This window comes from Azospira sp. APE16 (assembly GCF_047901315.1).
Lineage (GTDB): Bacteria > Pseudomonadota > Gammaproteobacteria > Burkholderiales > Rhodocyclaceae > Azospira > Azospira oryzae.
In genome coordinates, this window is sequence record NZ_CP179682.1 from 2,121,456 (window position 1) to 2,143,022 (window position 21,567).

General features: G+C 66.1%; 20 protein-coding genes. 8 read left to right on the top strand and 12 right to left on the bottom strand.

What is annotated here, in order from left to right:
• Positions 1 to 8: 8 nt before the first annotated feature.
• The 6 genes from ACLSSQ_RS10215 to mnmH all read right to left on the bottom strand — a co-directional run bounded on the left by ACLSSQ_RS10215 (position 9) and on the right by mnmH (position 5,551).
• Positions 9 to 302: a Dabb family protein gene (locus tag ACLSSQ_RS10215; RefSeq protein WP_014237370.1), complete on the bottom strand. Its 294-nt coding sequence runs from the start codon at positions 300 to 302 to the stop codon at positions 9 to 11.
• Positions 302 to 1,141 carry a 3-deoxy-8-phosphooctulonate synthase gene (gene kdsA, locus ACLSSQ_RS10220; protein WP_130458394.1) on the bottom strand — a complete coding sequence of 280 codons (840 nt, stop codon included), beginning with the start codon at positions 1,139 to 1,141 and terminating at the stop codon, positions 302 to 304. Before kdsA ends, ACLSSQ_RS10215 begins: the two co-directional genes overlap by 1 nt.
• On the bottom strand, positions 1,138 to 2,778 hold the full coding sequence (locus tag ACLSSQ_RS10225; protein WP_205230073.1) for a CTP synthase: 1,641 nt from the start codon (positions 2,776 to 2,778) through the stop codon (positions 1,138 to 1,140). The genes kdsA and ACLSSQ_RS10225 overlap by 4 nt, the downstream gene beginning before the upstream one ends.
• Positions 2,779 to 2,922: 144 nt before the next feature.
• Complete coding sequence (locus tag ACLSSQ_RS10230) at positions 2,923 to 3,705, bottom strand: 3-hydroxybutyrate dehydrogenase (protein WP_014237367.1); 783 nt, start codon at positions 3,703 to 3,705, stop codon at positions 2,923 to 2,925.
• 207 nt (positions 3,706 to 3,912) lie between these two features.
• Positions 3,913 to 4,455 carry a hydrolase gene (locus ACLSSQ_RS10235; protein ID WP_416242607.1) on the bottom strand — a complete coding sequence of 181 codons (543 nt, stop codon included), beginning with the start codon at positions 4,453 to 4,455 and terminating at the stop codon, positions 3,913 to 3,915.
• 40 nt (positions 4,456 to 4,495) lie between these two features.
• A complete protein-coding gene (gene mnmH, locus ACLSSQ_RS10240; protein ID WP_416242608.1) occupies positions 4,496 to 5,551 on the bottom strand; it encodes a tRNA 2-selenouridine(34) synthase MnmH in 1,056 nt (351 codons plus the stop codon).
• Between the two features lie 70 nt (positions 5,552 to 5,621).
• Here mnmH and selD point away from each other — a divergent pair, with 70 nt between their 5' ends.
• Positions 5,622 to 6,668, top strand: coding sequence for a selenide, water dikinase SelD (gene selD, locus ACLSSQ_RS10245; protein WP_152089304.1), 1,047 nt, complete (start codon positions 5,622 to 5,624; stop codon positions 6,666 to 6,668).
• On the opposite strand, the gene ACLSSQ_RS10250 is transcribed toward selD, so the two are convergent.
• Positions 6,655 to 7,278, bottom strand: a complete 624-nt coding sequence (locus ACLSSQ_RS10250; protein WP_416242609.1) for an arylesterase — start codon at positions 7,276 to 7,278, stop codon at positions 6,655 to 6,657. The genes selD and ACLSSQ_RS10250 overlap by 14 nt on opposite strands.
• Here ACLSSQ_RS10250 and ACLSSQ_RS10255 point away from each other — a divergent pair.
• Positions 7,277 to 7,954 carry an ABC transporter ATP-binding protein gene (locus ACLSSQ_RS10255; protein WP_416242610.1) on the top strand — a complete coding sequence of 226 codons (678 nt, stop codon included), beginning with the start codon at positions 7,277 to 7,279 and terminating at the stop codon, positions 7,952 to 7,954. The genes ACLSSQ_RS10250 and ACLSSQ_RS10255 overlap by 2 nt on opposite strands.
• A 31-nt stretch (positions 7,955 to 7,985) precedes the next feature.
• Here ACLSSQ_RS10255 and ACLSSQ_RS10260 read toward each other — a convergent pair whose 3' ends face one another.
• A complete protein-coding gene (locus tag ACLSSQ_RS10260) occupies positions 7,986 to 8,570 on the bottom strand; it encodes a TetR/AcrR family transcriptional regulator (RefSeq protein ID WP_014237361.1) in 585 nt (194 codons plus the stop codon).
• Between the two features lie 200 nt (positions 8,571 to 8,770).
• Between ACLSSQ_RS10260 and ACLSSQ_RS10265 the strand changes: the two genes are divergently transcribed.
• From ACLSSQ_RS10265 to ACLSSQ_RS10280, 4 genes are read left to right on the top strand one after another with little or no spacing between them, the layout of a single operon-like run.
• Positions 8,771 to 9,520 (top strand): electron transfer flavoprotein subunit beta/FixA family protein, encoded by a 750-nt coding sequence (locus tag ACLSSQ_RS10265; protein WP_014237360.1) that lies wholly within the window; start codon positions 8,771 to 8,773, stop codon positions 9,518 to 9,520.
• The gene (locus tag ACLSSQ_RS10270; RefSeq protein ID WP_416242611.1) at positions 9,520 to 10,449 is read left to right on the top strand and encodes an electron transfer flavoprotein subunit alpha/FixB family protein; all 930 of its coding nucleotides are present in this window, start codon (positions 9,520 to 9,522) and stop codon (positions 10,447 to 10,449) included. Before ACLSSQ_RS10265 ends, ACLSSQ_RS10270 begins: the two co-directional genes overlap by 1 nt.
• Positions 10,450 to 10,478: 29 nt before the next feature.
• Positions 10,479 to 11,144, top strand: a complete 666-nt coding sequence (locus ACLSSQ_RS10275; RefSeq protein ID WP_014237358.1) for an energy-coupling factor ABC transporter permease — start codon at positions 10,479 to 10,481, stop codon at positions 11,142 to 11,144.
• Positions 11,145 to 11,183: 39 nt separating this feature from the next.
• Positions 11,184 to 12,977, top strand: a complete 1,794-nt coding sequence (locus ACLSSQ_RS10280; protein WP_416242612.1) for an acyl-CoA dehydrogenase — start codon at positions 11,184 to 11,186, stop codon at positions 12,975 to 12,977.
• A 73-nt stretch (positions 12,978 to 13,050) separates the two neighbouring features.
• Here ACLSSQ_RS10280 and ACLSSQ_RS10285 read toward each other — a convergent pair whose 3' ends face one another.
• The 3 genes from ACLSSQ_RS10285 to ACLSSQ_RS10295 form a co-directional block, all read right to left on the bottom strand.
• Positions 13,051 to 15,465 carry an EAL domain-containing protein gene (locus tag ACLSSQ_RS10285; RefSeq protein ID WP_416242613.1) on the bottom strand — a complete coding sequence of 805 codons (2,415 nt, stop codon included), beginning with the start codon at positions 15,463 to 15,465 and terminating at the stop codon, positions 13,051 to 13,053.
• A gap of 180 nt (positions 15,466 to 15,645) precedes the next feature.
• The gene (locus ACLSSQ_RS10290) at positions 15,646 to 16,338 is read right to left on the bottom strand and encodes a hypothetical protein (RefSeq protein WP_014237355.1); all 693 of its coding nucleotides are present in this window, start codon (positions 16,336 to 16,338) and stop codon (positions 15,646 to 15,648) included.
• Positions 16,339 to 16,396: 58 nt separating this feature from the next.
• Positions 16,397 to 18,043 (bottom strand): electron transfer flavoprotein-ubiquinone oxidoreductase, encoded by a 1,647-nt coding sequence (locus tag ACLSSQ_RS10295; RefSeq protein WP_130458383.1) that lies wholly within the window; start codon positions 18,041 to 18,043, stop codon positions 16,397 to 16,399.
• 114 nt (positions 18,044 to 18,157) lie between these two features.
• Here ACLSSQ_RS10295 and ACLSSQ_RS10300 point away from each other — a divergent pair, with 114 nt between their 5' ends.
• Both ACLSSQ_RS10300 and ACLSSQ_RS10305 read left to right on the top strand, forming a co-directional pair.
• Complete coding sequence (locus ACLSSQ_RS10300) at positions 18,158 to 18,568, top strand: acyl-CoA thioesterase (protein WP_130458382.1); 411 nt, start codon at positions 18,158 to 18,160, stop codon at positions 18,566 to 18,568.
• A gap of 65 nt (positions 18,569 to 18,633) precedes the next feature.
• On the top strand, positions 18,634 to 20,604 hold the full coding sequence (locus tag ACLSSQ_RS10305; protein WP_416242614.1) for an acetoacetate--CoA ligase: 1,971 nt from the start codon (positions 18,634 to 18,636) through the stop codon (positions 20,602 to 20,604).
• Positions 20,605 to 20,768: 164 nt separating this feature from the next.
• Here the strand turns inward: ACLSSQ_RS10305 and ACLSSQ_RS10310 are convergent, their stop codons facing one another.
• A complete protein-coding gene (locus ACLSSQ_RS10310) occupies positions 20,769 to 21,368 on the bottom strand; it encodes a chemotaxis protein CheD (RefSeq protein ID WP_416242615.1) in 600 nt (199 codons plus the stop codon).
• Positions 21,369 to 21,567: the final 199 nt, after the last annotated feature.

The following is a 21,567-nucleotide window of genomic DNA, read 5'->3' on the forward strand; positions in this document are numbered from 1 at the left end:
CGGAAATCTCAGAGCTTCACGTCGGAGAAGAGCAGCATGCCGATCTCGTCCCAGCGCCGCACGATGTCGGCGTGGACCTCGTTGTCGTAGTAGCGCTGCAGCGCCCCTTCCGTCTCGAACTCGGCATAGACGGCGTAATCCCAGGCCTGGGGATCCAGGGTCACGTTGGGACCGTGCTTCCAGGTGACGATACCCGGCACCGCCTTGGGCAACTGGTCCAGCTCGCCCAGCAGGGCCACCACCCGGGGATCGTTGGTGGCGATGCCGGGCTTGGTCTTGAACAGGACGACGTGGGCGATCATCAGAGGCTCAGCTCTTCCAGGGGGCCGGACTTGACCAAACGGTCGATGCCCACCAGCACCCGGAGCAGGGATTCCATGCGGTCCAGGGGCCAGGCGTTGGGGCCGTCGGACATGGCGCAGGCCGGGTTCGGATGGGTTTCCATGAACAGGCCGGCCACGCCGCTGGCCACGGCGGCCCGGGCCAGCACCGGCACGAACTCGCGCTGGCCGCCGGAAGCGGTGCCCTGCCCGCCGGGCAGCTGCACGCTATGGGTGGCGTCGAACACCACCGGGCAGGCGGTGTCGCGCATGATGGCCAGGGAGCGCATGTCCGAGACCAGGTTGTTGTAGCCGAAGGAGGCACCGCGCTCGCAGACCATGATGGTGTCGGCGCCGCCGTTGGCTTCCCGGGCCTTGTCCACCACGTTCTTCATGTCGCCGGGGGCCAGGAACTGGCCCTTCTTGATATTCACCGGCTTGCCGGAAGCGGCCACGGCGTGGATGAAATCGGTCTGGCGGCAGAGGAAGGCCGGGGTCTGCAGCACGTCCACCACGGCGGCCACGGCGGGCACCTCGGCTTCGGTGTGCACATCGGTGAGCACCGGCACGCCGATCTGGCGGCGCACGTTCTCCAGGATCTTCAGGCCGGCATCCATGCCCAGGCCGCGGAAGCTCTTGCCGGAGCTGCGGTTGGCCTTGTCGTAGGACGCCTTGAAGATGTAGGGGATGCCCAGGCGACCGCAGATTTCCTTCATCTGGCCGGCCACATCCACACACAACTGCTCGGACTCGGCGACGCAGGGGCCGGCGATGAGGAAAATCGGCTGGTCGAGGCCAACCTCGAAGTCGCACAGTTTCATTTGGCGGTCGCCTGTTGCTGCTTCAGGGCAGCCTGGACGAAGGAGGTAAACAGGGGGTGGCCGTTGCGCGGGGTGGAAGTGAATTCCGGATGGAACTGGCAACCGACGAACCAGGGATGCACGTCGGCGGGCAGTTCCACCATTTCGCACAGGTCGGTGCCGGGGGCGCGGCCGGCGACGACCAGGCCCTTGGCTTCCAGCTGGGCCAGCAGGGTGTTGTTCACTTCGTAGCGGTGGCGGTGGCGTTCGACGATCTCGGGGGCGCCGTAGATCTGGCGGGCCCGGGTGCCGTCGGCCAGCTGGCACAGCTGGCCGCCCAGGCGCATGGTGCCGCCCAGGTCGGAATTTTCGTCGCGCTTTTCCACCTTGCCGGAGGCGTCCTGCCATTCGGTGATCAGACCGATCACCGGGAAGGGGCTGTTCTGCTCGAATTCGGTGGAGTGGGCACCGGCCATGCCGGCCACGTCCCGGGCGAATTCCACCACGGCCAGCTGCATGCCCAGGCAGATGCCCAGGTAGGGCACCTTGTTTTCCCGGGCGTAGCGGATGGCGGCGATCTTGCCTTCGGTGCCGCGCTTGCCGAAGCCGCCGGGCACCAGGATCGCATCCATGCCCTTCAGGGCGCCGCAGCCGTTTTTCTCGATGTCCTCGGAATCCAGGTAGTGGATGTTGACCTTGGAACGGGTGTGGATGCCGGCGTGCTTCAGGGCCTCGATGAGGGACTTGTAGGACTCGGTAAGGTCCACGTACTTGCCGACGAAGGCGATTTCCACGCTGTGCTGGGGGTGCTCCAGGGCGTCCACCAGGCCGTTCCACACGGAGAGGTCGGCGGCCTTGGCCAGGATGTCCAGCTTGTGGCAGACGATCTCGTCCAGCATCTGGTCGTGCAGCATGGCCGGGATCTTGTAGATGGAATCGGCGTCCAGCACCTCGATCACGGCTTCGCGCTGGACGTTGCAGAACAGGGCGATCTTGCCCTTTTCGTCTTCCGGGATTTCCCGGTCGGCGCGGCACAGCAGCACGTCGGGCTGGATGCCGATTTCCCGCAGTTCCTTGACGGAATGCTGGGTCGGCTTGGTCTTCAGCTCGCCGGCGGTGGGAATGTAGGGCAGCAGGGTCAGGTGCAGGAAACAGGTGTTGTTGCGGCCTTCCTCGAAGCCCATCTGGCGGATGGCTTCCAGGAACGGCAGGGACTCGATGTCACCCACGGTGCCGCCCACCTCGACGATGGCCACGTCGGCCCCTTCGGCGCCACGCTTGATGTGGGCCTTGATCTCGTCGGTGATGTGGGGGATGACCTGCACGGTCTTGCCCAGGTACTCGCCGCGGCGCTCTTTCCTGAGCACCGTGTCGTAGATCTGGCCAGTGGTGAAGTTGTTGCGCTTGCCCATCTTGGCGCTGGTGAAGCGCTCGTAGTGGCCCAGGTCCAGGTCGGTCTCGGCGCCGTCTTCGGTGACGAACACCTCGCCGTGCTGGAAGGGGCTCATGGTGCCCGGGTCGACGTTGATGTAGGGATCAAGCTTGAGGTGGGTTACGGTGATTCCGCGGGATTCGAGAATCGCACCCAGAGAGGCAGCGGCAATTCCCTTACCCAGGGAAGAAACCACGCCGCCAGTGACGAAGACGTATTTGGTCATGACGATATAGCTGCGGGAAAGCCGAATTGTAGCCGATAACCCGGCCGCCTTCCAAACCTGCCGGCAACGGGCGGCCAACACCGGCGAACGCACCACCAACGCCGGAAAATCGGGACCGGGCGCCCTGCCCTGCCCCGGTGTGCCTCAGCGGGCGGTCCAGGCCCCGTCCATGGGCAGGGCGGCGCCGGTCATGCCGGCGCCGGCGGGGGAACAGAGGAACAGCACGAACTCGGCCAGGTCGTCGGCCTCGAGGAAGCGCTTGTTGGGCTGGGCCGCCAGGATCACGTCGCGGATCACCTGATCCTCCGGCAGGTTGTGCACCTTGGCCTGGGCCGCCACCTGCTTTTCCACCAGGGGCGTGCGCACGTAGCCGGGGCACACCGCGTTGCAGGTGATGCCGGTCTCCGCCACCTCCAGGGCCACCGCCTTGGAAAAGCCCACCACCGCGTGCTTGCTGGCGGTGTAGGGCGCCTTGAAGGGCGAGGCCACCAGACCGTGGGCCGAGGCGATATTGACGATGCGGCCCCAGTTACGCGCCTTCATGCCCGGCAGCACGGCCTTGGTGGCATGGAAGACGGAGGACAGGTTGATGGCGATGAGCTGGTCCCACTTCTCTTCGGGGAATTCATCCACCGCCGCCACGTGCTGGATGCCGGCGTTGTTCACCAGGATGTCCACGACTCCCAGCTGCTTCTCGGCGGCCGCCGCCAGGGCCCGCACCGAGGCCGCATCGGCCAGGTCGGCCGAGGTGTAGGCCACCTTGACACCGAACTCGGCGGCCATGGCCGCCCGCAGACCTTCCGCCTCGGCCGCCGGACGGGAACCGTTGAGCATCACCGCGGCGCCGTTACGGGCCAGGGCCCGGGCCACGGCCAGGCCGATGCCGGAGGTGGAACCGGTGACGAGAGCGATTTTTCCGCTGAGCATGGACATCTCCTGTGGGGATGGAATCGGAATGAAGGATAAGGGATGAAAGCCGGAGCCGGCATGCCCCGGCCACCACCAGACCGGGAAGCGCACCGGGTAACGATCTTGAAGGCACCTACCTGGAACATGGCGCCCTTGCTGCCTTGCCGGGAAGGCCGCCCGGAGAACGCCGCCGGACGCGCCTGCCGGCCCTGCCCTTGGCGGAGGCTAGCGGATGAAGTCCCGGCTCACCGCCCGGAACAGGTCGGTGCCGGCCCGGTGCAGCCATTCGAAAGCCACCATCTCCCGGGAGACGATGACGCAGCCGGCCTGGCGCAGGCGCTCCAGGGCCAGGGCCTTGTCCTCGGGCCGGCGGGAGCCGACCGCCTCGGCCACCACGAACACCTCCTTGCCCCGGCCCAGCAGGTCCAGGGCCGTCTGCAGCACGCAGACATGGGTTTCGGTGCCGGTGATGACCACCTGGCGGCGGGCCAGGGCGGGCAGCTCGTCGAGGCAGCCGTCGGCCACGGCGGAAAAATGGATTTTCTCCACCACCTCCTCCGGCGCCAGCATTTCCGCCAGAGCCGGCACCGTGGCGCCCAGCCCCCGGGGATACTGGACCGTGGCCAGCACCGGCACCGCCAGGCGGCGGGCCACCTGGGTCAGCCACAGATTGTGGGCGATGACGGCCTCGCCCTCGTGGATCGCCGGGGCAAGGCGCTCCTGGATGTCGATGATCAGCAACAGGGACTGGTCGGGCTTGATCAGCATGGCACCTCCGGAAAGTCCAGGGGACGGGCCTGCCAGACTATCACGCGCCGGCGGCAGCGAGCATGCTGGCGGCCAGGGCCTCGATACCGGCGTCGCTCAGGTCGTCGCTGACGAAAGGATCGTGACGCCGGCGGCCCTGGTAGTTCTGGCCCTGGGAGCGGCGATAGTGGGGGTCGTAATGCAGGTCGAGCAGTTCCTGCACCAGCTGGGACCAGCCGCCCTCCCGGGCCATGGCCTGCCAGCGGGCCACGGTTTCCTTGCCCTGCAGTTCCTTCAGGTTGTCCAGGCGGCGCACCAGCCATTCCGGGTCCTGCAGGAAGTAGTCGTAATCCCGCAGCAGGAATTCCACCCGGGCCGGCAGGCTGGCCGCCACCTCCAGACACTCGCCACCCCGCACCGCCTCGAGCAGGGCGTCGGGCAGATGCAGGCGGCCGATCTTGCGGCTCTCGGCCTCGACGAACACCGGCCGGGAGCTGTCGAAGCCGGCCAGGGCCTGCCACAGGGCGGTCTCGAAGCCCTTCTGGGCCGGCTGAGGCTCGCCCGGCAGCACCCCCAGCACCGAGCCCTTGTGGGCCGCCAGGGTTTCCAGATCGAGCACCTGGGCGCCCTGCCGGGCCAGGGCCTGGAGGATGCGGGTCTTGCCGCTGCCGGTGGCGCCGCAAACCACCCGGTAGGCAAAGCGCGGCGCCAGGGCGTCGATCTGCTCCATGACGTGCTGGCGGAAGGCCTTGTAGCCGCCGTCCAGCTTGTCCGCCCGCCAACCGATCTGGCGGAAGATGATCTGCATCGCCCCGCTGCGCTGGCCGCCGCGCCAGCAATAGATGAGGGGCCGCCACTCCTTGGGCATGTCGCGGAAACGCTCCTGCAGATGGCGGGCGATGTTGATGGAGATCAGGGCCGCCCCCACCTTCTTCGCCTCGAAGGGCGACACCTGCTTGTACAGGGTGCCCACGGTGACGCGCTCCTCGTTGGACAGCACCGGACAGTTGATGGCCCCGGGCACGTGGTCCTCGGCGAATTCGGCCGGCGTGCGGACGTCGATGATGGCATCGTAGTCACCCAGTTGGGCGACGCTGGCGAGGGCGGGATGTTTCATGTCGGGGTGGCGTTTTTCCGGAAGAGGCGCCATTCTAACGCCCCTCCCCGACCTTCCCACGGCAAACCCCATGGACGACATCAAGCTCACATCCTTTTCCCATGGCGGCGGCTGCGGCTGCAAGATTGCCCCGGCCGTGCTCTCCCAGATCCTCGCCGCCACCCCGGCGGCCCTCATTCCGCCCCAGCTGCTGGTGGGCACCGAGTCCTCCGACGACGCGGCGGTCTACAAGCTCAACGACAGCCAGGCCCTGGTGGCCACCACCGATTTCTTCACCCCGATCGTGGACGATCCCCACGACTTCGGCCGCATCGCCGCCACCAACGCCATTTCCGACATCTACGCCATGGGCGGCACGCCGATCCTGGCCCTGGCCCTGGTGGGCATGCCCCTGGACAAGCTGCCCCTGCCGGTGATCGAGCGCATCCTCTCCGGCGGCGCCTCGGTCTGTGCCGAGGCGGGCATCCCCATCGCCGGCGGCCATTCCATCGACGTGCTGGAACCCATCTACGGCCTGGTGGCCCTGGGCCTGGTGCATCCGGACAAGGTGAAGAAGAACAGCGGCGCCAAGGCGGGCGACGTGCTGATCCTGGGCAAGCCCCTGGGCGTGGGCATCCTCTCCGCCGCCCTGAAGAAGGGCAAGCTTTCCGCCGAGGGCTATGGCCGCATGATCGCCTACACCACCCAGCTCAACCGGGTCGGCACCCGGCTGGCGGAACTGCCGGCGGTGCACGCCATGACCGACGTCACCGGCTTCGGCCTGGCCGGCCATCTGCTGGAAATCTGCCGCGGCTCCGGGCTGGCGGCCCATGTGCGCTTCGCCGCCCTGCCCCTCATCGCCGAAGCGGTGGAACACGTGCAGGCCGGCATCGCCACCGGCGCCTCCAACCGCAACTGGGCCGGCTACGGCCATGAAGTGGCCCTGGAGGCTGGGCTGGAGGAATGGCAGCAGAAGCTCATCACCGATCCCCAAACCTCCGGCGGCCTCCTGGTGAGCTGCGCCCCGGAAGCGGCGGCGGAAGTGCTGGCAGCCTTCCGCGACGCCGGTTTCGGCGAAGCGGCCGTGATCGGCGAACTTTCCCCAGGCACCCCGGGGCTCGCAGTCAGCGCCCGCTGAGCAGGGGCGCCAGCCCCATCCACACATTGTCGAGCAGGCGCGGCTGGGCCTCGGCCAGGGGATGCAGGTTGTCAGCCTGGAACAACTGGGGTTTGTCCGCCACACCGTCCAGCAGGAAATCCACGTAGGCCAGCTTCTCCTGCCGGGCCAGTTCGGCGAAGCTGCGGTGGAAGTCGTCGGCATAGGCGCCGAAATTGGGCGGCAGGCGCATGCCCACCAGCAGCACCTTGATCTGTTGCCGGCGGGCCGCCTTGATCATGGCCGCCAGGTTGTCCCGCATCACCGCCAGGGGCAGGCCCCGCAGGCCGTCGTTGGCCCCCAGGGCCAGCACCAGCACCGAAGGCTGGTGCTTGCTCAAGGCGGCCTCCAGGCGGGAGCGGCCGCCGGCAGTGGTTTCGCCGGAGATGCTGGCATTGACGACGCTATAATCGAAACGCCTTTCCTGCAGCCGGTTCTGCAGCAGGGCCGGCCAGGCTGCCTCCTGGCGGATGCCGTAGCCGGCGGAAAGGGAATCGCCGAAGACCAGGATGGTCCTGGCCATGACTTCAGGCGCCGCCAGCAGCATCAGCCAGGGCAGCAACTTCAAAACGACGAGGATTTTTTCCCGCATGTCCGAACATTCATTGGTGGAAGTGGTGGGTCTGGGCAAGACCGTCAACAACGGCGATACGCCCCTGACCATTTTGCACGATATCGAATTCAGCGTGAGTGCGGGGGAAACCGTGGCCATCGTCGGCGCCTCCGGCTCCGGCAAATCCACCCTGCTCGGCCTCCTGGCCGGCCTGGATTCGCCCAGCAGCGGCTCCGTCCGCCTCGACGGCGAGAATCTCAACGACCTCGACGAAGACGCCCGGGCCCGCCTGCGGGGCCGCATGCTGGGCTTCGTCTTCCAGTCCTTCCAGCTGCTGCCCTCCCTCACTGCGGAGGAGAACGTCATGTTGCCCATGGAACTGGCCGGCATCAGGGAGGCCGCGGCCAAGGCCCGGCAATGGCTGGAACGGGTGGGCCTCAGCCAGCGCCTGCGCCACTACCCGAAGCACCTTTCCGGCGGCGAGCAGCAGCGGGTCGCCCTGGCCCGGGCCTTCGCCCTGGAGCCCAAGCTGGTGCTGGCCGATGAGCCGACCGGCAACCTGGACGGCCATACCGGCCACCAGATCGTGGACCTGATGTTCAAGCTCAATGCGGACCAGGGCACCACCCTGGTGCTGGTCACTCACGACGAGGAAATCGCCGCCCGCTGCGGCCGGCGCCTGCGCATGCAGGAAGGGAAACTGATACGGGAGTGAAAGGACCGCCAGGAAGGCGGTCCGGCAAAGCTCAGGGAGTCGGCAGGACGATGCGGTCGGCGATCCAGTCGCGCAGGGCGCCCAGGTTGTCGTCGAAATGGTCGTAGATCATCAGGCTCTGGCCGAAGACGTAGGCGTAGAGCATGAGACTGCGGCTCTTCGCCTCCTTCTCGGAGAGACCGCAGGCGACGAACAGCTTGCGCGTGCACTCCAGCCGCGACGTATCCACCTCTTCGACGATGGCCGCCGCCTGGGGATCACGCCGGGCCCAGTCGCGCACCGCCAGCTCGATGGGGATGCCCTTGCGGTTGCGCGCCAGGCTGTACACCTGGATCACGTGGTAGATCTGTTCCCGTTCCTTGCCGGGCTGGGCCGTGGTCTGCTTGATGATGTCCTTGATGCGGCCTTCCTTCCAGGTTTCCAGGACAGCCATGAGCAGGTCCTGACGGTCCTTGAAGTGCCAGTAGAAACTGCCCTTGGTCACCCCGAAATTCTTGGCCAGGACCTCCACCCGCAGGCCGTCGGTTCCCTCGTCGGCGAGGACGTTGATGGCCGCTTCGATCCAGTCGCTGCGGTCAAGCTGGGTGCGGACTTTTGTTGTTTTTTCCTGTTTCATCTCAAGCCGTTGACAAGGGTTTTTCCGTACGCTACCGTATGCTGATCCATACCAGCGAGTATGGGCCTATTCTGCGGTTCGGGCCGGGGGCTGTCAAACTCCCCGGAGCAGGCCGGGAGACGCCCCACAAAGGTGGCCGACGGAGTAGGATACTCAGATAGATTCATCAGACAAATTCGCGTAGTCCTAAGGAGGATACATTGAAAGTCCTGGTACCAGTAAAGCGGGTGGTGGATTACAACGTCAAGGTGCGCGTCAAGAGCGACGGTACCGGCGTTGATATTGCCAACGTCAAAATGTCCATGAACCCCTTCGACGAAATCGCCGTCGAAGAGGCCGTTCGCCTCAAGGAAGCCGGCATCGCCAGCGAAGTGATCGTGGTCTCCGCCGGTGTCGCCGGTTGCCAGGAAACCCTGCGCACCGCCATGGCCATCGGTGCCGACCGCGGCATCCTGATCGAATCCGACGCCGACCTGCAGCCCCTGGCCGTGGCCAAGCTGATCAAGGCCGTGGCCGACAAGGAACAGCCCCAGGTGGTGATCTTCGGCAAGCAGGCCATCGACGACGACTCCAACCAGACCGGCCAGATGTTCGCCGCCCTGCAAGGCTGGCCCCAGGCCACCTTTGCCTCCAAGGTGGTGATCGCCGACGGCAAGGCCACCGTGACCCGTGAAGTGGACGGCGGCCTGGAAACCCTGGAAATGGCCCTGCCGGCCGTGGTGACGACCGACCTGCGCCTCAACGAGCCGCGCTACGCCACCCTGCCCAACATCATGAAGGCCAAGAAGAAGCCCCTGGAAACCATCAAGCCGGAAGACCTGGGCGTGGACGTGGCCCCCCGTCTGAAGACCCTGAAGGTGGCCGAGCCCGCCAAGCGCCAGGCCGGCGTCAAGGTGGCCGACGTGGCCGATCTGGTGAGCAAGCTGAAGAACGAAGCGAAGGTGATCTAATGGCTATCCTCGTCATTGCCGAACACGACAACCAATCCCTGAAGGCGGCGACCAAGAACGCCGTCACCGCAGCCGCCAAGATCGGTGGTGAAATCCATGTGCTGGTGGCCGGTTCCGGCTGTGCCAGCGCCGCTGCCGAAGCCGCCAAGCTGGCCGGTGTGGCCAAGGTGAAGGTGGCCGATGCCGCCCACTACGCCGACCAGACCGCCGAAAACGTCGCTGCCCTGGTGGTGGCCAACGCGGCCGGCTACAGCCACATCGTTGCCCCCGCCACCACCAACGGCAAGAACTTCGCGCCCCGCGTCGCCGCCCTGCTGGACGTGGCCCAGATCTCCGACATTGTCGGGGTCGAGTCCGCCGACACCTTCGTGCGTCCCATCTACGCCGGCAATGCCCTGGCCACGGTGCAGTCCGCCGATGCCGTGAAGGTCATCACCGTGCGTACCACCGGCTTTGAAGCCGTGGCCGAAGGCGGTTCCGCCGCAGTCGAGGCCATCGCCGCCGGTCCCGACCTGGGCAAGTCCAAGCTGGTCTCCCGGGAACTGACCAAGAGCGAGCGCCCCGAGCTGACCGCCGCCAAGATCATCGTTTCCGGTGGTCGCGGCCTGGGTAACGGGGAGAACTACAAGACCCTGCTGGAGCCCCTGGCCGACAAGCTGGGTGCCGCCCTGGGCGCTTCCCGTGCCGCCGTGGATGCCGGCTTTGTGCCCAACGACTACCAGGTGGGCCAGACCGGCAAGATCGTCGCGCCCCAGCTGTATATCGCCATCGGCATCTCCGGCGCCATCCAGCACCTGGCCGGCATGAAGGACTCCAAGGTCATCGTCGCCATCAACAAGGACCCGGAAGCCCCCATCTTCCAGGTGGCCGATTACGGTCTGGTGGCCGACCTGTTCGAGGTCGTGCCCCAACTGGCCGCCGCCGTCTAAGGCAGTAGCAAGCACTGCAGGAGCCGGGCATGAATCTGCCGGACAACCTCCTCGACCCGGCCCTGCACTGGCTGGGCTGGGGGCTGTTCGCCGCAGTCTTCCTGCTGGCCCTGCGCCGCGCCCCCTGGGGCCGGCTCGGCGACAGTGCCCAGTCCAATGTCTGGCTGGGCACCATCGTCATCCTCACCCTGCTGTGGAGCATCAAGGCCGGCGTCCTGCCCGGGCTCGACCTGCACCTCCTCGGCGCCATGACCTTCACCCTGGAGTTCGGCCCCTGGCTGGCCTTCGTCGGCCTTTCCCTGGTGCTGGCCGGGATCACGGTCAACGGCGCTGCCGGTTGGGAGAGTTTCGGCCTCAATGCCCTGGTGATGGCCGGCCTGCCGGTGCTGCTGGCCTACGGCATCTACCGCTTCAACCAGCGCCGGCTGAGCAAGAACCCCTTCGTCTTCATCTTCGCCAACGGCTTCTTCGGTTCGGCCCTGACCATCCTGGCCACCGGCGTCGCCGCCAGCGCCCTGCTCTACCTGGGCGGGGCCTATCCGCTGGAGAAGCTGCTCGACGACTACCTGCCCTATTTCCTGCTGCTGGGCTTTTCCGAAGCCTGGCTGACGGGAATGGTCGTCACCATCCTGGTGGTGTATCGCCCCCAATGGATCAGCACCTTCGACGATTCCATCTATCTCGCCAAGAAGTAACCCAAAAGCAACAACCATTAATCAAAGGAGAAAGCGCGAATGAGTCAATACAATGCCCCCCTGCGTGACATGCACTTCGTCATGAAAGAGCTGGCCGGCCTGGAACAGGTCGTGCAACTGCCGGGCTACGAGGAAGTGGACACGGACCTGTCCGACGCCATTCTGGAGGAAGCCTCCAAGTTTGCCGGCAACGTCCTCTCCCCCATCAATTTCAGCGGCGACCAGGAAGGCTCCAAGTGGCACGACAAGGCCGTCACCGTGCCCGCCGGCTTCAAGGAAGCCTATACCCAGTTCGCCGAGAACGGCTGGACCGCGCTGGCCTGTTCCCCCGAGTTCGGCGGCCAGGGCCTGCCCAAGCTGATCTCCACCGCCGTCAATGAAATGTGGAAGTCGGCCAACATGGCCTTCTCTCTGTGCCCCATGCTCACCACCGGTGCCATCGAGGCCCTGATGACCGCCGGCTCCGACGCTCTGAAGCAGAAGTTCCTGCCGAAGATGGTCAGCGGCGAGTGGACCGGCACCATGAACCTGACCGAGCCCAGCGCCGGTTCCGACCTGGCCGCCGTGCGCACCCGCGCCGAGCCCCAGGGTGATGGCAGCTACAAGATCTTCGGCCAGAAGATCTTCATCACCTACGGCGACCACAACATGACCGAGAACATCGTGCATCTGGTGCTGGCCCGCCTGCCCAATGCACCGGAAGGCGTGAAGGGTATCTCCCTCTTCGTCGTGCCCAAGTTCATGGTCAAGGACGACGGCTCCCTGGGCGAACGTAACGACGCCTACTGCGTCTCCATCGAACACAAGCTGGGCATCCACGCCAGCCCCACCGCCGTCATGGCCTTCGGTGACCACGGCGGTGCCGTCGGCTACCTGGTGGGCGAGGAAAACCGCGGCCTGGAATACATGTTCATCATGATGAACGCCGCCCGCTTCGCCGTCGGCATGGAAGGCGTGGCCCTGGCCGAGCGTGCCTACCAGCAGGCCGTGTGGTACGCCAAGGACCGCATCCAGGGTACCGAACTGGGCGTGCGCGGTGGCCCCAAGGTCTCCATCCTCAAGCACCCGGACGTGCGCCGTCTGCTCATGAGCATGCGTTCCCAGACCGAAGCCGCCCGGGCCCTGGCCTACGTGGTGGCCGCCGCCATGGACGCCGCCAAGCACCATCCGGACGAAGCCGTCCGCGCTGCCAACCAGGCCTTCGCCGACCTGATGATCCCCGTGGTCAAGGGCCACAGCACCGAGATGTCCATCGAGGTGGCCTCCGAAGGCGTGCAGGTGCACGGCGGCATGGGCTTCATCGAGGAAACCGGCGCCGCCCAGCACCTGCGCGATGCCCGCATCACCGCCATCTACGAAGGCACCACCGCCATCCAGGCCAACGACCTGATCGGCCGCAAGATGGCCCGCGAAGGCGGCGCCACCATCAAGGCCGTGATCGCCGAGATGCGCAAGCTGGACGCCAAGCTGGCAGCCCAGAACGGCGCCGACTTCGTCGCCATCCGCAAGCGCTTCGCCGCTGGCGTGGATGCCCTGGAACAGGCCGCCAACTGGATCGTCGCCATCTTCAAGGACGACATCAAGGCAGCCCACGCCGGTTCCGTGCCCTTCCTGCGCCTGCTGGGTATCGTTGCCGGCGGCTGGCAGATGGCCCGGGCCGCCCTGGTGGCCCAGGAGAAGATCGCCGGCGGCGACAGCGACCCGTTCTACGCTGCCAAGATCGTCACCGCCCGCTTCTTCGCCGATCACCAGCTGACCAAGGCCCAGGGCCTGACCGACTCCATCATCGATGGCGCCACCGGCACCCTGGCCCTGGCGGAAGAGCTGTTCTGATCCCCTAGCGGCAGTCGCTGCACCTCACAACGGGCCCTGCGGGGCCCGTTGTCTTTTCTGCCGCCGGAACCAATCAGGCGGCCTGGGCCTCGTGGTCCAGATGGAAGCGCCGGGTCAGGCTGGCCATGGAACTGATGTTGATGTCCGCCACCAGCACCCCGTCGATGACGCTGCCCTCCCGCAGAGGCACGGCCAGGGTGATGCAGAAATCCTCGGTGGCCGAAGAGAGGTAGATTTCCGACACGTAGGGCTGGCCCCCTTCGGCCACGTGGGCGAAATAGGGCTGCTCGCTGCGGTCCACGCCGACGCCGCCGGCCTTGATGCGGCCGTACATGTCCGGGTTGATCCAGTTGGGGTAGCGCTGCACCCCGGCACCGTCCAGTTCGAACACCATCTCGAAGAAGGGATAGCTGCGGAACCAGGCATCCAGGGCGTGGGGGTCCCGGCTGCGGGGCGCGCCGATGAAGTCGGCCAGGGCGGCAATGGCGTTTTCCTTCCACAGGCCCAGGCCATGGTTGTGCTGCTGCTTGATCATGGCCGGCGGCACGCCTTCCACCACGATGACGCTGCCCTGCTCCACCTTGCCCACCTTCTTCAGGGCCGCCGCCCGTTCCGCCGCCGCCACCGCATTGGCCAGACGGCCGGTGCTGGCATTGACCACGGCCACCGAAATGCTGGCGATGGGATGGGCCAGGCCGTCGTCGGTGAGGAAATGGCCCCGGGCGATGTCCTCGTGGTCGTAGAGGTGGGAGGCCAGGGCCTGGAACTGTTCCATGATGGAAAGCAGCTCGTCGGTGAGCCCCGGCCCCATGCTTTCCATGACCAGGATGAAGTCGTCGCCACCGATGTGGCCGAGCAGGCATTCGGGACGGCCGACGAAGGTATGGCGCAGCAGTTCGGCCAGGGTGCGGATCATGGCATCGCCGCGGATGAAGCCGTAGCGGTCGTTGTAGGCCTTGAAGTGGTCCAGGTCGATATACACCAGGCACACGGTCTGGTTCTCCGCCAAGCGGGATTCCAGGGTATGGCGCAGGCTGGGGCCGGTGGGCAGGTGGGAGAGCGGATGCAGGTTGCTGCCGTTTTCCCGCCGTGCCAGCATCTGGGCGATCAGGGTCATGGGATGGATCACCCCCAGATACTGCCCCTCGTTGGAGGTGACCACCCAGGGATCCGAATCTTTGCGGTCGTGGTAGAGGATGCGGGCCAGGGCCGGCGTGGTCAGGCGGTGCGGCAGATTGCGCGCCACCGGTTCGCACAGTTTGCCCAGGGTGCGGGCCGCCGCCGACAGCACCTTGCCCCGCCGCACCAGGCCGATGGGCTGGCCCTGATCGGTGACGATGGCCAGGGGCAGGGACGGGGCTTCCTGGAATATCTGCCGCGCCTCCGGCACCGAGGCGCGCAGGTCGATGGACTGCCAGGGGTCCATCAGGTCCGTCAGCTGGAAACGGTCCCGGGGCCGGGAGCGGCAGGAATCGTCCTGGCGCGGCAGGGGCGCCACCTCCGGCTCGGTGAGCAGCTGGGGCTGGGCGAAATAGAAGCCCTGGGCATAGCTGATGCCCATGTCGCGCACGAAATTGACGTCCTCCGGCCGTTCCAGGCCTTCGGCAATGACTGTGGCGCCGAGGCGCTGGGCCATGGAGACGATGGCCTCCAGCAGCACCGAGCGCACCCGGCTGCCCTGGGCACCGTGCACGATGCTGCGGTCCACCTTGATGAAGTCGGCCCGCACCGCCGCCAGGGTGGACAGGCCGTTGAAGCCGGCCCCCATGTCGTCCAGGGCGATGCGAAAGCCCAGGGTGCGCAGGGCTTCGCAGCTGTCGGCGAGGACATTGGGGTCCACCCGCTCCGACTCCACCACTTCGATCACCACCTCGCGCCGGTCGATGCCGAGGCGGTTGAGGTGCTCCACCATGCGCTGGGTCCACTGGCTGTGCAGCATGTTCTGGGGCAGCACGTTGAGGAACAGGGGCGTGCCCGCCGGAATGCGGTTGGCCTTGGCCTCCAGGGCCATGAACTGGCACTCCAGGTCCAGGTCCGCCTCCCGCCCCAGCTGCCCGGCCAGATGGAAGGCCTCGGCGCCGCTGAGCAGACGCCCCTGGGGATGCTCCAGACGGCACAGGGCCTCCAGGGCGAACACCTGGCCGTCCTGGGTCATGTCCACCAGGGGCTGGAAGTGCATGCGCACATGGGGCCGCAGGTCCCCCAGCATCCAGGCGTGGAGCCGGCGGGCGTAGAGGGTGTTGAAAGGCAAGGCCAGTTGCAGGGTGGGCACCAGGCCCAGGCTGGCCTCGCTCTGGTCGCAGTGGACGGCCAGGGTTTCCTTCAGGGTTTCCCGGTTGGTTTCCGCCGCCAGGTTTTCCATGAGCTGGTCCAGGGCGGCATTGTCCGCCGCATCGAAGCGCCACACGTGGCGATCGACCTGGCGGCCGCCGAGGTTCGGCCAGAGGGAGGGAACGTAGGGTCCGTCGTACTTGAGAAAGAGACACATGGGGATGCAGAGCCAGGAGAGATGACACCTTTTCTTAGCAACCCCCGGGCCACCCCCGGCTTTTGACCGGATTACGGGCTGTGCCGGACATCCCCCCCGCACCGCAACCGCCATCAACGCACCAGGATGGAGCAGTCCTTCGCCTACGCTCCCGGCGGGCACCGGGATGGTGCGTTTGACTCAGAAGAAGCGATCCGGCGTCAGCCGCAGGCCCACGGAAAACCACTGGCTGTCCCGGCCCCCGTCCACCTGGCGCCCCACCGTGGCATCCACCTGGACCCGCTCGGGCACCACGAAAAAGCGCAGGCCGGTCTGCCAGTAGGGCTTGACCCGGTTGTCACCGAAGGACTCGGCGATGAGGCTGGCCCGCTCATGCACCCACCACTCGCCCCCCAGGCCCCAGGTCAGGTTGTGACGCTGACTGGCCCGGTCCTTGAGCCAGCCCACATTGGTGTGCAGCACCACCCGGTCGTCGAGGAAGGAGAAGGAAGCCGGCAGGTAGGCGTAGGTATTGCCCAGCAGGTTGGGCCCCGCATTGACGCCCGGATGGGCGATCTTTCCCACCGCCAGACCCCAGCCCCAGCCGTTGCTTTCCAGGGGCTTGAAGAGGGTCTTGGCCTGCAGCACATAGTCGTCGCTGCGGGGAGCGTGGTCGTTGTGGGCCATGCCGGCCCCGGCGGTGATCTCGAAATTGCCGCCCGGATTGCAGGCCGGCAGCATCCACAGTTCCCGGCTCTGGGGATAGATGCGGGCCCAGCTTTCCAGCTGGCAGCTGCCGGCCGTGGTCAGCCGGGCATCGTCGGTGACGAAGGGCCGGGCGGCAAAGGCCAGGGAAGGCAACAGCAGGAACAGGGCAAGGCAACGGATGAACATAAAAAAAAAGCGCCGTCTCGGGGACGGCGCATTTTAGGACAAGAAGGTGACCGTACGGTTACATATTGGGGTAGTTCGGCCCTTCACCGCCCTGGGGCACCACCCAGGTGATGTTCTGGGTCGGGTCCTTGATGTCGCAGGTCTTGCAGTGCACGCAGTTCTGGGCGTTGATCTGCAGGCGGGGATTGGAGCCGTCGGCCTCCCGCAGGATTTCGTACACCCCGGCCGGACAGTAGCGTTGCTCGGGCGCGTCGTACTGGGCCAGGTTGACCTGGATCGGCACGGCAGCGTCCTTCAGCTGCAGGTGACAGGGCTCGTCTTCCTCATGATTGGTGTTGGAGAGGAAGACGGAGGACAGCCGGTCGAAGGTGAGCACGCCGTCGGGCTTGGGATAGGCGATGGGGGTACAGTCCTTGGCCTTCTTCAGCTTGAGGTGGTCCGGGCCGCTGTGGTGCAGGGTCCACGGCGCCTTGCCGCCGAAGAGCTTCTGATCCACGCCGAACATGAAGCCGCCCCAGTGCAGGCCCTTGCTCATCCAGGGCTTGAAGTTGCGGGCCTTGTACAGTTCCTCGTAGAGCCAGGAGGCCTTGAACTTCTCCGGATAGGCGGTCAGTTCATCAAAGCTGCGCTCGGCGGCCAGGGCCTCGAAACAGGCTTCGGCGGCCAGGGAACCGCTCTTGATGGCGCAGTGGGAACCCTTGATGCGGGAGGCGTTGAGGAAGCCGGCATCGTCGCCGATCAGCACGCCGCCGGGGAAGGTCAGCTTGGGCAGGGACTGCAGGCCGCCGGCAGTGATGGCCCGGGCGCCGTAGGAGACGCGCTTGCCGCCTTCGAGGAATTCGCGGATTTTCGGATGGGTCTTGAAGCGCTGCATCTCCTCGTAGGGAGAGAGGTGGGGATTGTCGTATCCCAGGCCGACGACGAAGCCGACGGAAACCAGATTGTCTTCCATGTGATAGAGGAAGCCGCCGCCGTAGGTGTCGTTGTCCATGGGCCAGCCGCCGGTGTGCACCACCAGGCCGGTCTGGTGCTTCTCGGGCTTGATCTCCCACAGTTCCTTGATGCCGATGCCGTACACCTGGGGATCGGCGTCGGAAGCCAGGTTGAACTTGGCCTGGACCTGCTTGCCCAGGTGGCCGCGACAGCCTTCGGCGAAGAGGGTGTACTTGGCATGCAGCTCCATGCCCAGCTGGAAGGCAGGGCCTTCGCTGCCGTCCTTCAGGCGGCCCATGTCGCCGGTGGCCACGCCCTTGACGGAGCCGTCCTCGTTATAGAGCACTTCGGCGCCGGCAAAGCCCGGGTAGATTTCCACGCCCAGGTTTTCGGCCTGCTGGCCCAGCCAGCGACAGACGTTGCCGAGGGAAATGACGTAGTTGCCTTCGTTGTGGAAACAGCCGGGCAGGAGGCCGTTGGGCACCTGCCAGCCGCCGTCCTCGGAGAGGATGAAGAAGCGGTCTTCGGAGACCGGGGCATTGAGGGGAGCGCCCTGCTCCTTCCAGTCGGGGATCAGCTCGGTCAGGGCCTTGGGGTCCATCACCGCGCCGGACAGAATGTGGGCCCCGATTTCGGAGCCCTTTTCGATCAGGCAGACACCGCATTCCTGCCCGTTGGCGGCCGCCAGCTGCTTCAGGCGGATCGCCGCCGCCAGACCGGCCGGGCCGCCGCCGACGATCAGCACATCGTATTCCATGGATTCGCGTTGCATGTCCTCGCTCCGTTCAGATTGTTGTTATGGGATTGTTACAAGCCAAAATTTGCGAATACTATACGCTAACGTATGGTAGCGTTTCAATCACCCCAAACCACACAAGAAAATACCATGGAGACAAAACGTAAACTCATCCTCACCAGCCATATCCCCATCCGCTGGGGCGACATGGATGCCTACGGGCATGTGAACAACACGGTGTACTTCCGCTACATGGAACAGGCCCGCTGCGAATGGCTGGAACAGCTGGGCTACACCGTGGGCCCGGTGGGCGAAGGCCCGGTCATCGTCAATGCCTCCTGTACCTTCCTGCTGCCCCTGACCTACCCGGGCACGGTGGAGGTCAAGCTCTTCGCCGGCCATCCCGGGCGCTCCTCCATTCCCACCCATTACGAACTGCGCCTGGTGGGGGACGACACCCTCTACGCCACCGGCGAATCCAAGGTGGTGTGGATCGACACCGGCAGCGGCAAGTCGGCCCCCATTCCGGAAAGCCTGCGGGCCAGCCTGCAAGACCTCTAAATCCCGGCAGCACCCGGAGACGGGGGCAACGTACCTCCGTCTCCCATAAAAACGATGGAGACAAGATGAACACCGCCCACGATCTGCTGTGGCGGCCCGGCCCCGAACGGGTAGCCGCCGCCAACCTCACCCGCTTCATGGGCGCCGCCAGCCAGGCGGCCGCCGCTCCCCTCAACGATTACGACGCCCTCTGGCAATGGTCCGTGGACCAGCCCGCCGCCTTCTGGTCCCTGCTGTGGGACTTCTGCGGCGTGGTGGGTGACAAGGGCGGCACCGTCCTCGAAGACGGCGACAAAATGCCCGGCGCCCTCTGGTTTCCCGAGGCCCGCCTCAACTACGCGGAAAACCTGCTGCGCTTTGCCGGCCCGGAAGACGCCCTGGTCTTCTGGGGCGAGGACAAGGTCAAGCGCCACCTCTCCCGGGATGAACTGCGAGCCCAAGTCTCCCGCTTCCAGCAGTTCCTTGAGGACGCCGGCGTGCAGCCCGGGGACCGGGTGGCGGGCTACCTGCCCAACCTGCCGGAGACCCTGATCGCCATGCTGGCTGCCGCCTCACTCGGCGCCATCTGGTCCTCCGCCTCGCCGGACTTCGGTGTCCAGGGCGTGCTGGACCGCTTCGGCCAGATCGGCCCCAAGGTCCTGGTCTGCGTGGATGGCTACTGGTACAACGGCAAGGCCGTGGATTGCCTGGCCAAGAACGCCGAGGCCGCCGCCCAACTGCCCAGCCTGGAAAAGGTGGTGGTGGTGCCCTACCTGGCCGCCACGCCCGATATCGGCGCCATCCCCAAAGCCGTGACCTGGGATCAGTCCCTGGCGCCCTTCTCCGCCACGGCGCCGGCCTTTGCCCGCCTGCCTTTCAGCCATCCCCTCTTCATCATGTATTCCTCGGGCACCACCGGCGTGCCCAAGTGCATCGTCCATTGCCACGGCGGCGCCGTGCTGCAGCACCTCAAGGAACACCAGCTGCAGGGCGACGTGAAGCCCGGCGACCGGGTCTTCTACTTCACCACCTGCGGCTGGATGATGTGGAACTGGCTGGTCTCGGGCCTGGCTTCCGGCGCCACCCTGCTGCTCTACGACGGCAGCCCCTTTGCTGATCAGGGCAAGGTTCTCTTTGACTACGCCGACGCCGAAGCCATGACCCACTTCGGCACCTCGGCCAAGTTCATCGATGCCGCCGCCAAGATGGGCCTCAAGCCCCGGGAGACTCACAAGCTCGACGCGCTGCGTGCCCTGTTCTCCACCGGCAGCCCCCTGAGCCCGGAAGGCTTCGACTACGTGTACCGGGACATCAAGCCGGAACTGCAGCTGGCCTCCATTTCCGGCGGCACCGACATCATTTCCTGCTTCGTCTTAGGCGCCCCCACCCTGCCCGTCTACCGTGGCGAGATCCAGTGCCGGGGACTGGGCATGGCGGTGGACGTGTTCGACGACGACGGCAACCCGGTGCGCCGGCAAAAGGGCGAACTGGTATGCACCAAGCCCTTCCCGGTGATGCCCGTGGGCTTCTGGAACGATCCCGACGGGGCCAAGTACCACGCTGCCTACTTCGAACGCTTCCCCAACGTCTGGTGCCACGGCGACTTCGCCGAGCTGACCGAGCACAACGGCATGGTCATCTACGGCCGCTCCGATGCCACCCTCAACCCGGGGGGCGTGCGCATCGGCACGGCGGAAATCTACCGGCAGGTGGAACAGCTGGAGGAAGTGGTGGAATCCCTGGTCATCGGCCAGGACTGGCCGCCAGGAAAGTACGACGACGTGCGGGTGGTGCTCTTCGTGAAATTGCGCGACGGCCTCACCCTGGACGACGCCCTGAGCGTGCGCATCAAGGAGCAGATCCGCCGCAACACCACGCCGCGCCACGTGCCGGCCAAGGTGGTTCAGGTGCGGGACATTCCCCGCACCAAGAGCGGCAAGATCGTGGAACTGGCGGTGCGCAACGTGGTGCACCAGCGGCCGGTGAAGAACGTCGAGGCCCTGGCCAATCCGGAAGCCCTGGAAGAGTTCCGGGAACGGCCGGAACTGGCCAGCTGAGAGAAAGCCACCCGGGGGCAGCGGCAACGCGGCGCCAGCCCCCGGCGCGAATCTGGCCGGGACGATTCCCTTCACGGCACCTGGCCTGGAAAGCAGCAGGGATGCGGCAGACGGGGCAGGATACCGCAAGACGCCCGTCCCCCGGGTATCCCGGGGCATGGGCTTCAGAACAGCTCGATTTTCTTGCCTGCCGGCGGTGCCGGCTTGGAGAGGCTGTTCGCGTAGGCCTCTTCCTCCCGGCTGACCTGGGCGACGATGCTCTGGGTCACCGGCATGCGCATGCAGAAGGCGTCGCCGGTGCCCGGCACGAACACCACCTTGCGCGACCAGGGGCCCAGCACGTCGGAAGCCAGCACCGGGATGTTTTCCCGCTGCAGCCACTCGGTGGCGAATTCCACATTGCGTTCGCCGATGGAGGTGAGGATGGCGGAAACGATGTTGCCGCCGCCGAACATCTTGGCCACCAGCCGCCGCTTCTGGCCGCCCTGGGCCAGCAGGGCATTGACCAGCACTTCCATGGAATAGTCGCCGGAGAGGATGGTGTCCGGGTCCAGCTCCCGGTCCTTGCCCCGGCTGGGCAGAAGGAAGTGGTTCATGCCGCCGATCTTCAGCTGGGGATCGAACAGGCACACCGCCACACAGGACCCCAGCAGGGTGGAAATGGGCTGCCCCCCGGCCACGGACCAGCCGCCGGGACGGATCACATGGGCAATGCGATCCAGTTCCTTGCCGGTCATCTTGGAATAGTCGGGGGTGGGAGTCACGGGGCCTGCACGCTGAAAAAAGAAAACAGGGCCAGAAGGTATATCAGATACGACCGCCAGCATAGGCAGAAATTCCGCATGGGGCGGCCTTCCGCCACCGGAGGCCCGCCTGCCGCCCCGTATGCCACCCGGGAAAAAGGAATCGTCGCCGACCTAAAAAAGCATCGACAAATATTCCAATGCCATCTATTAATAGAAA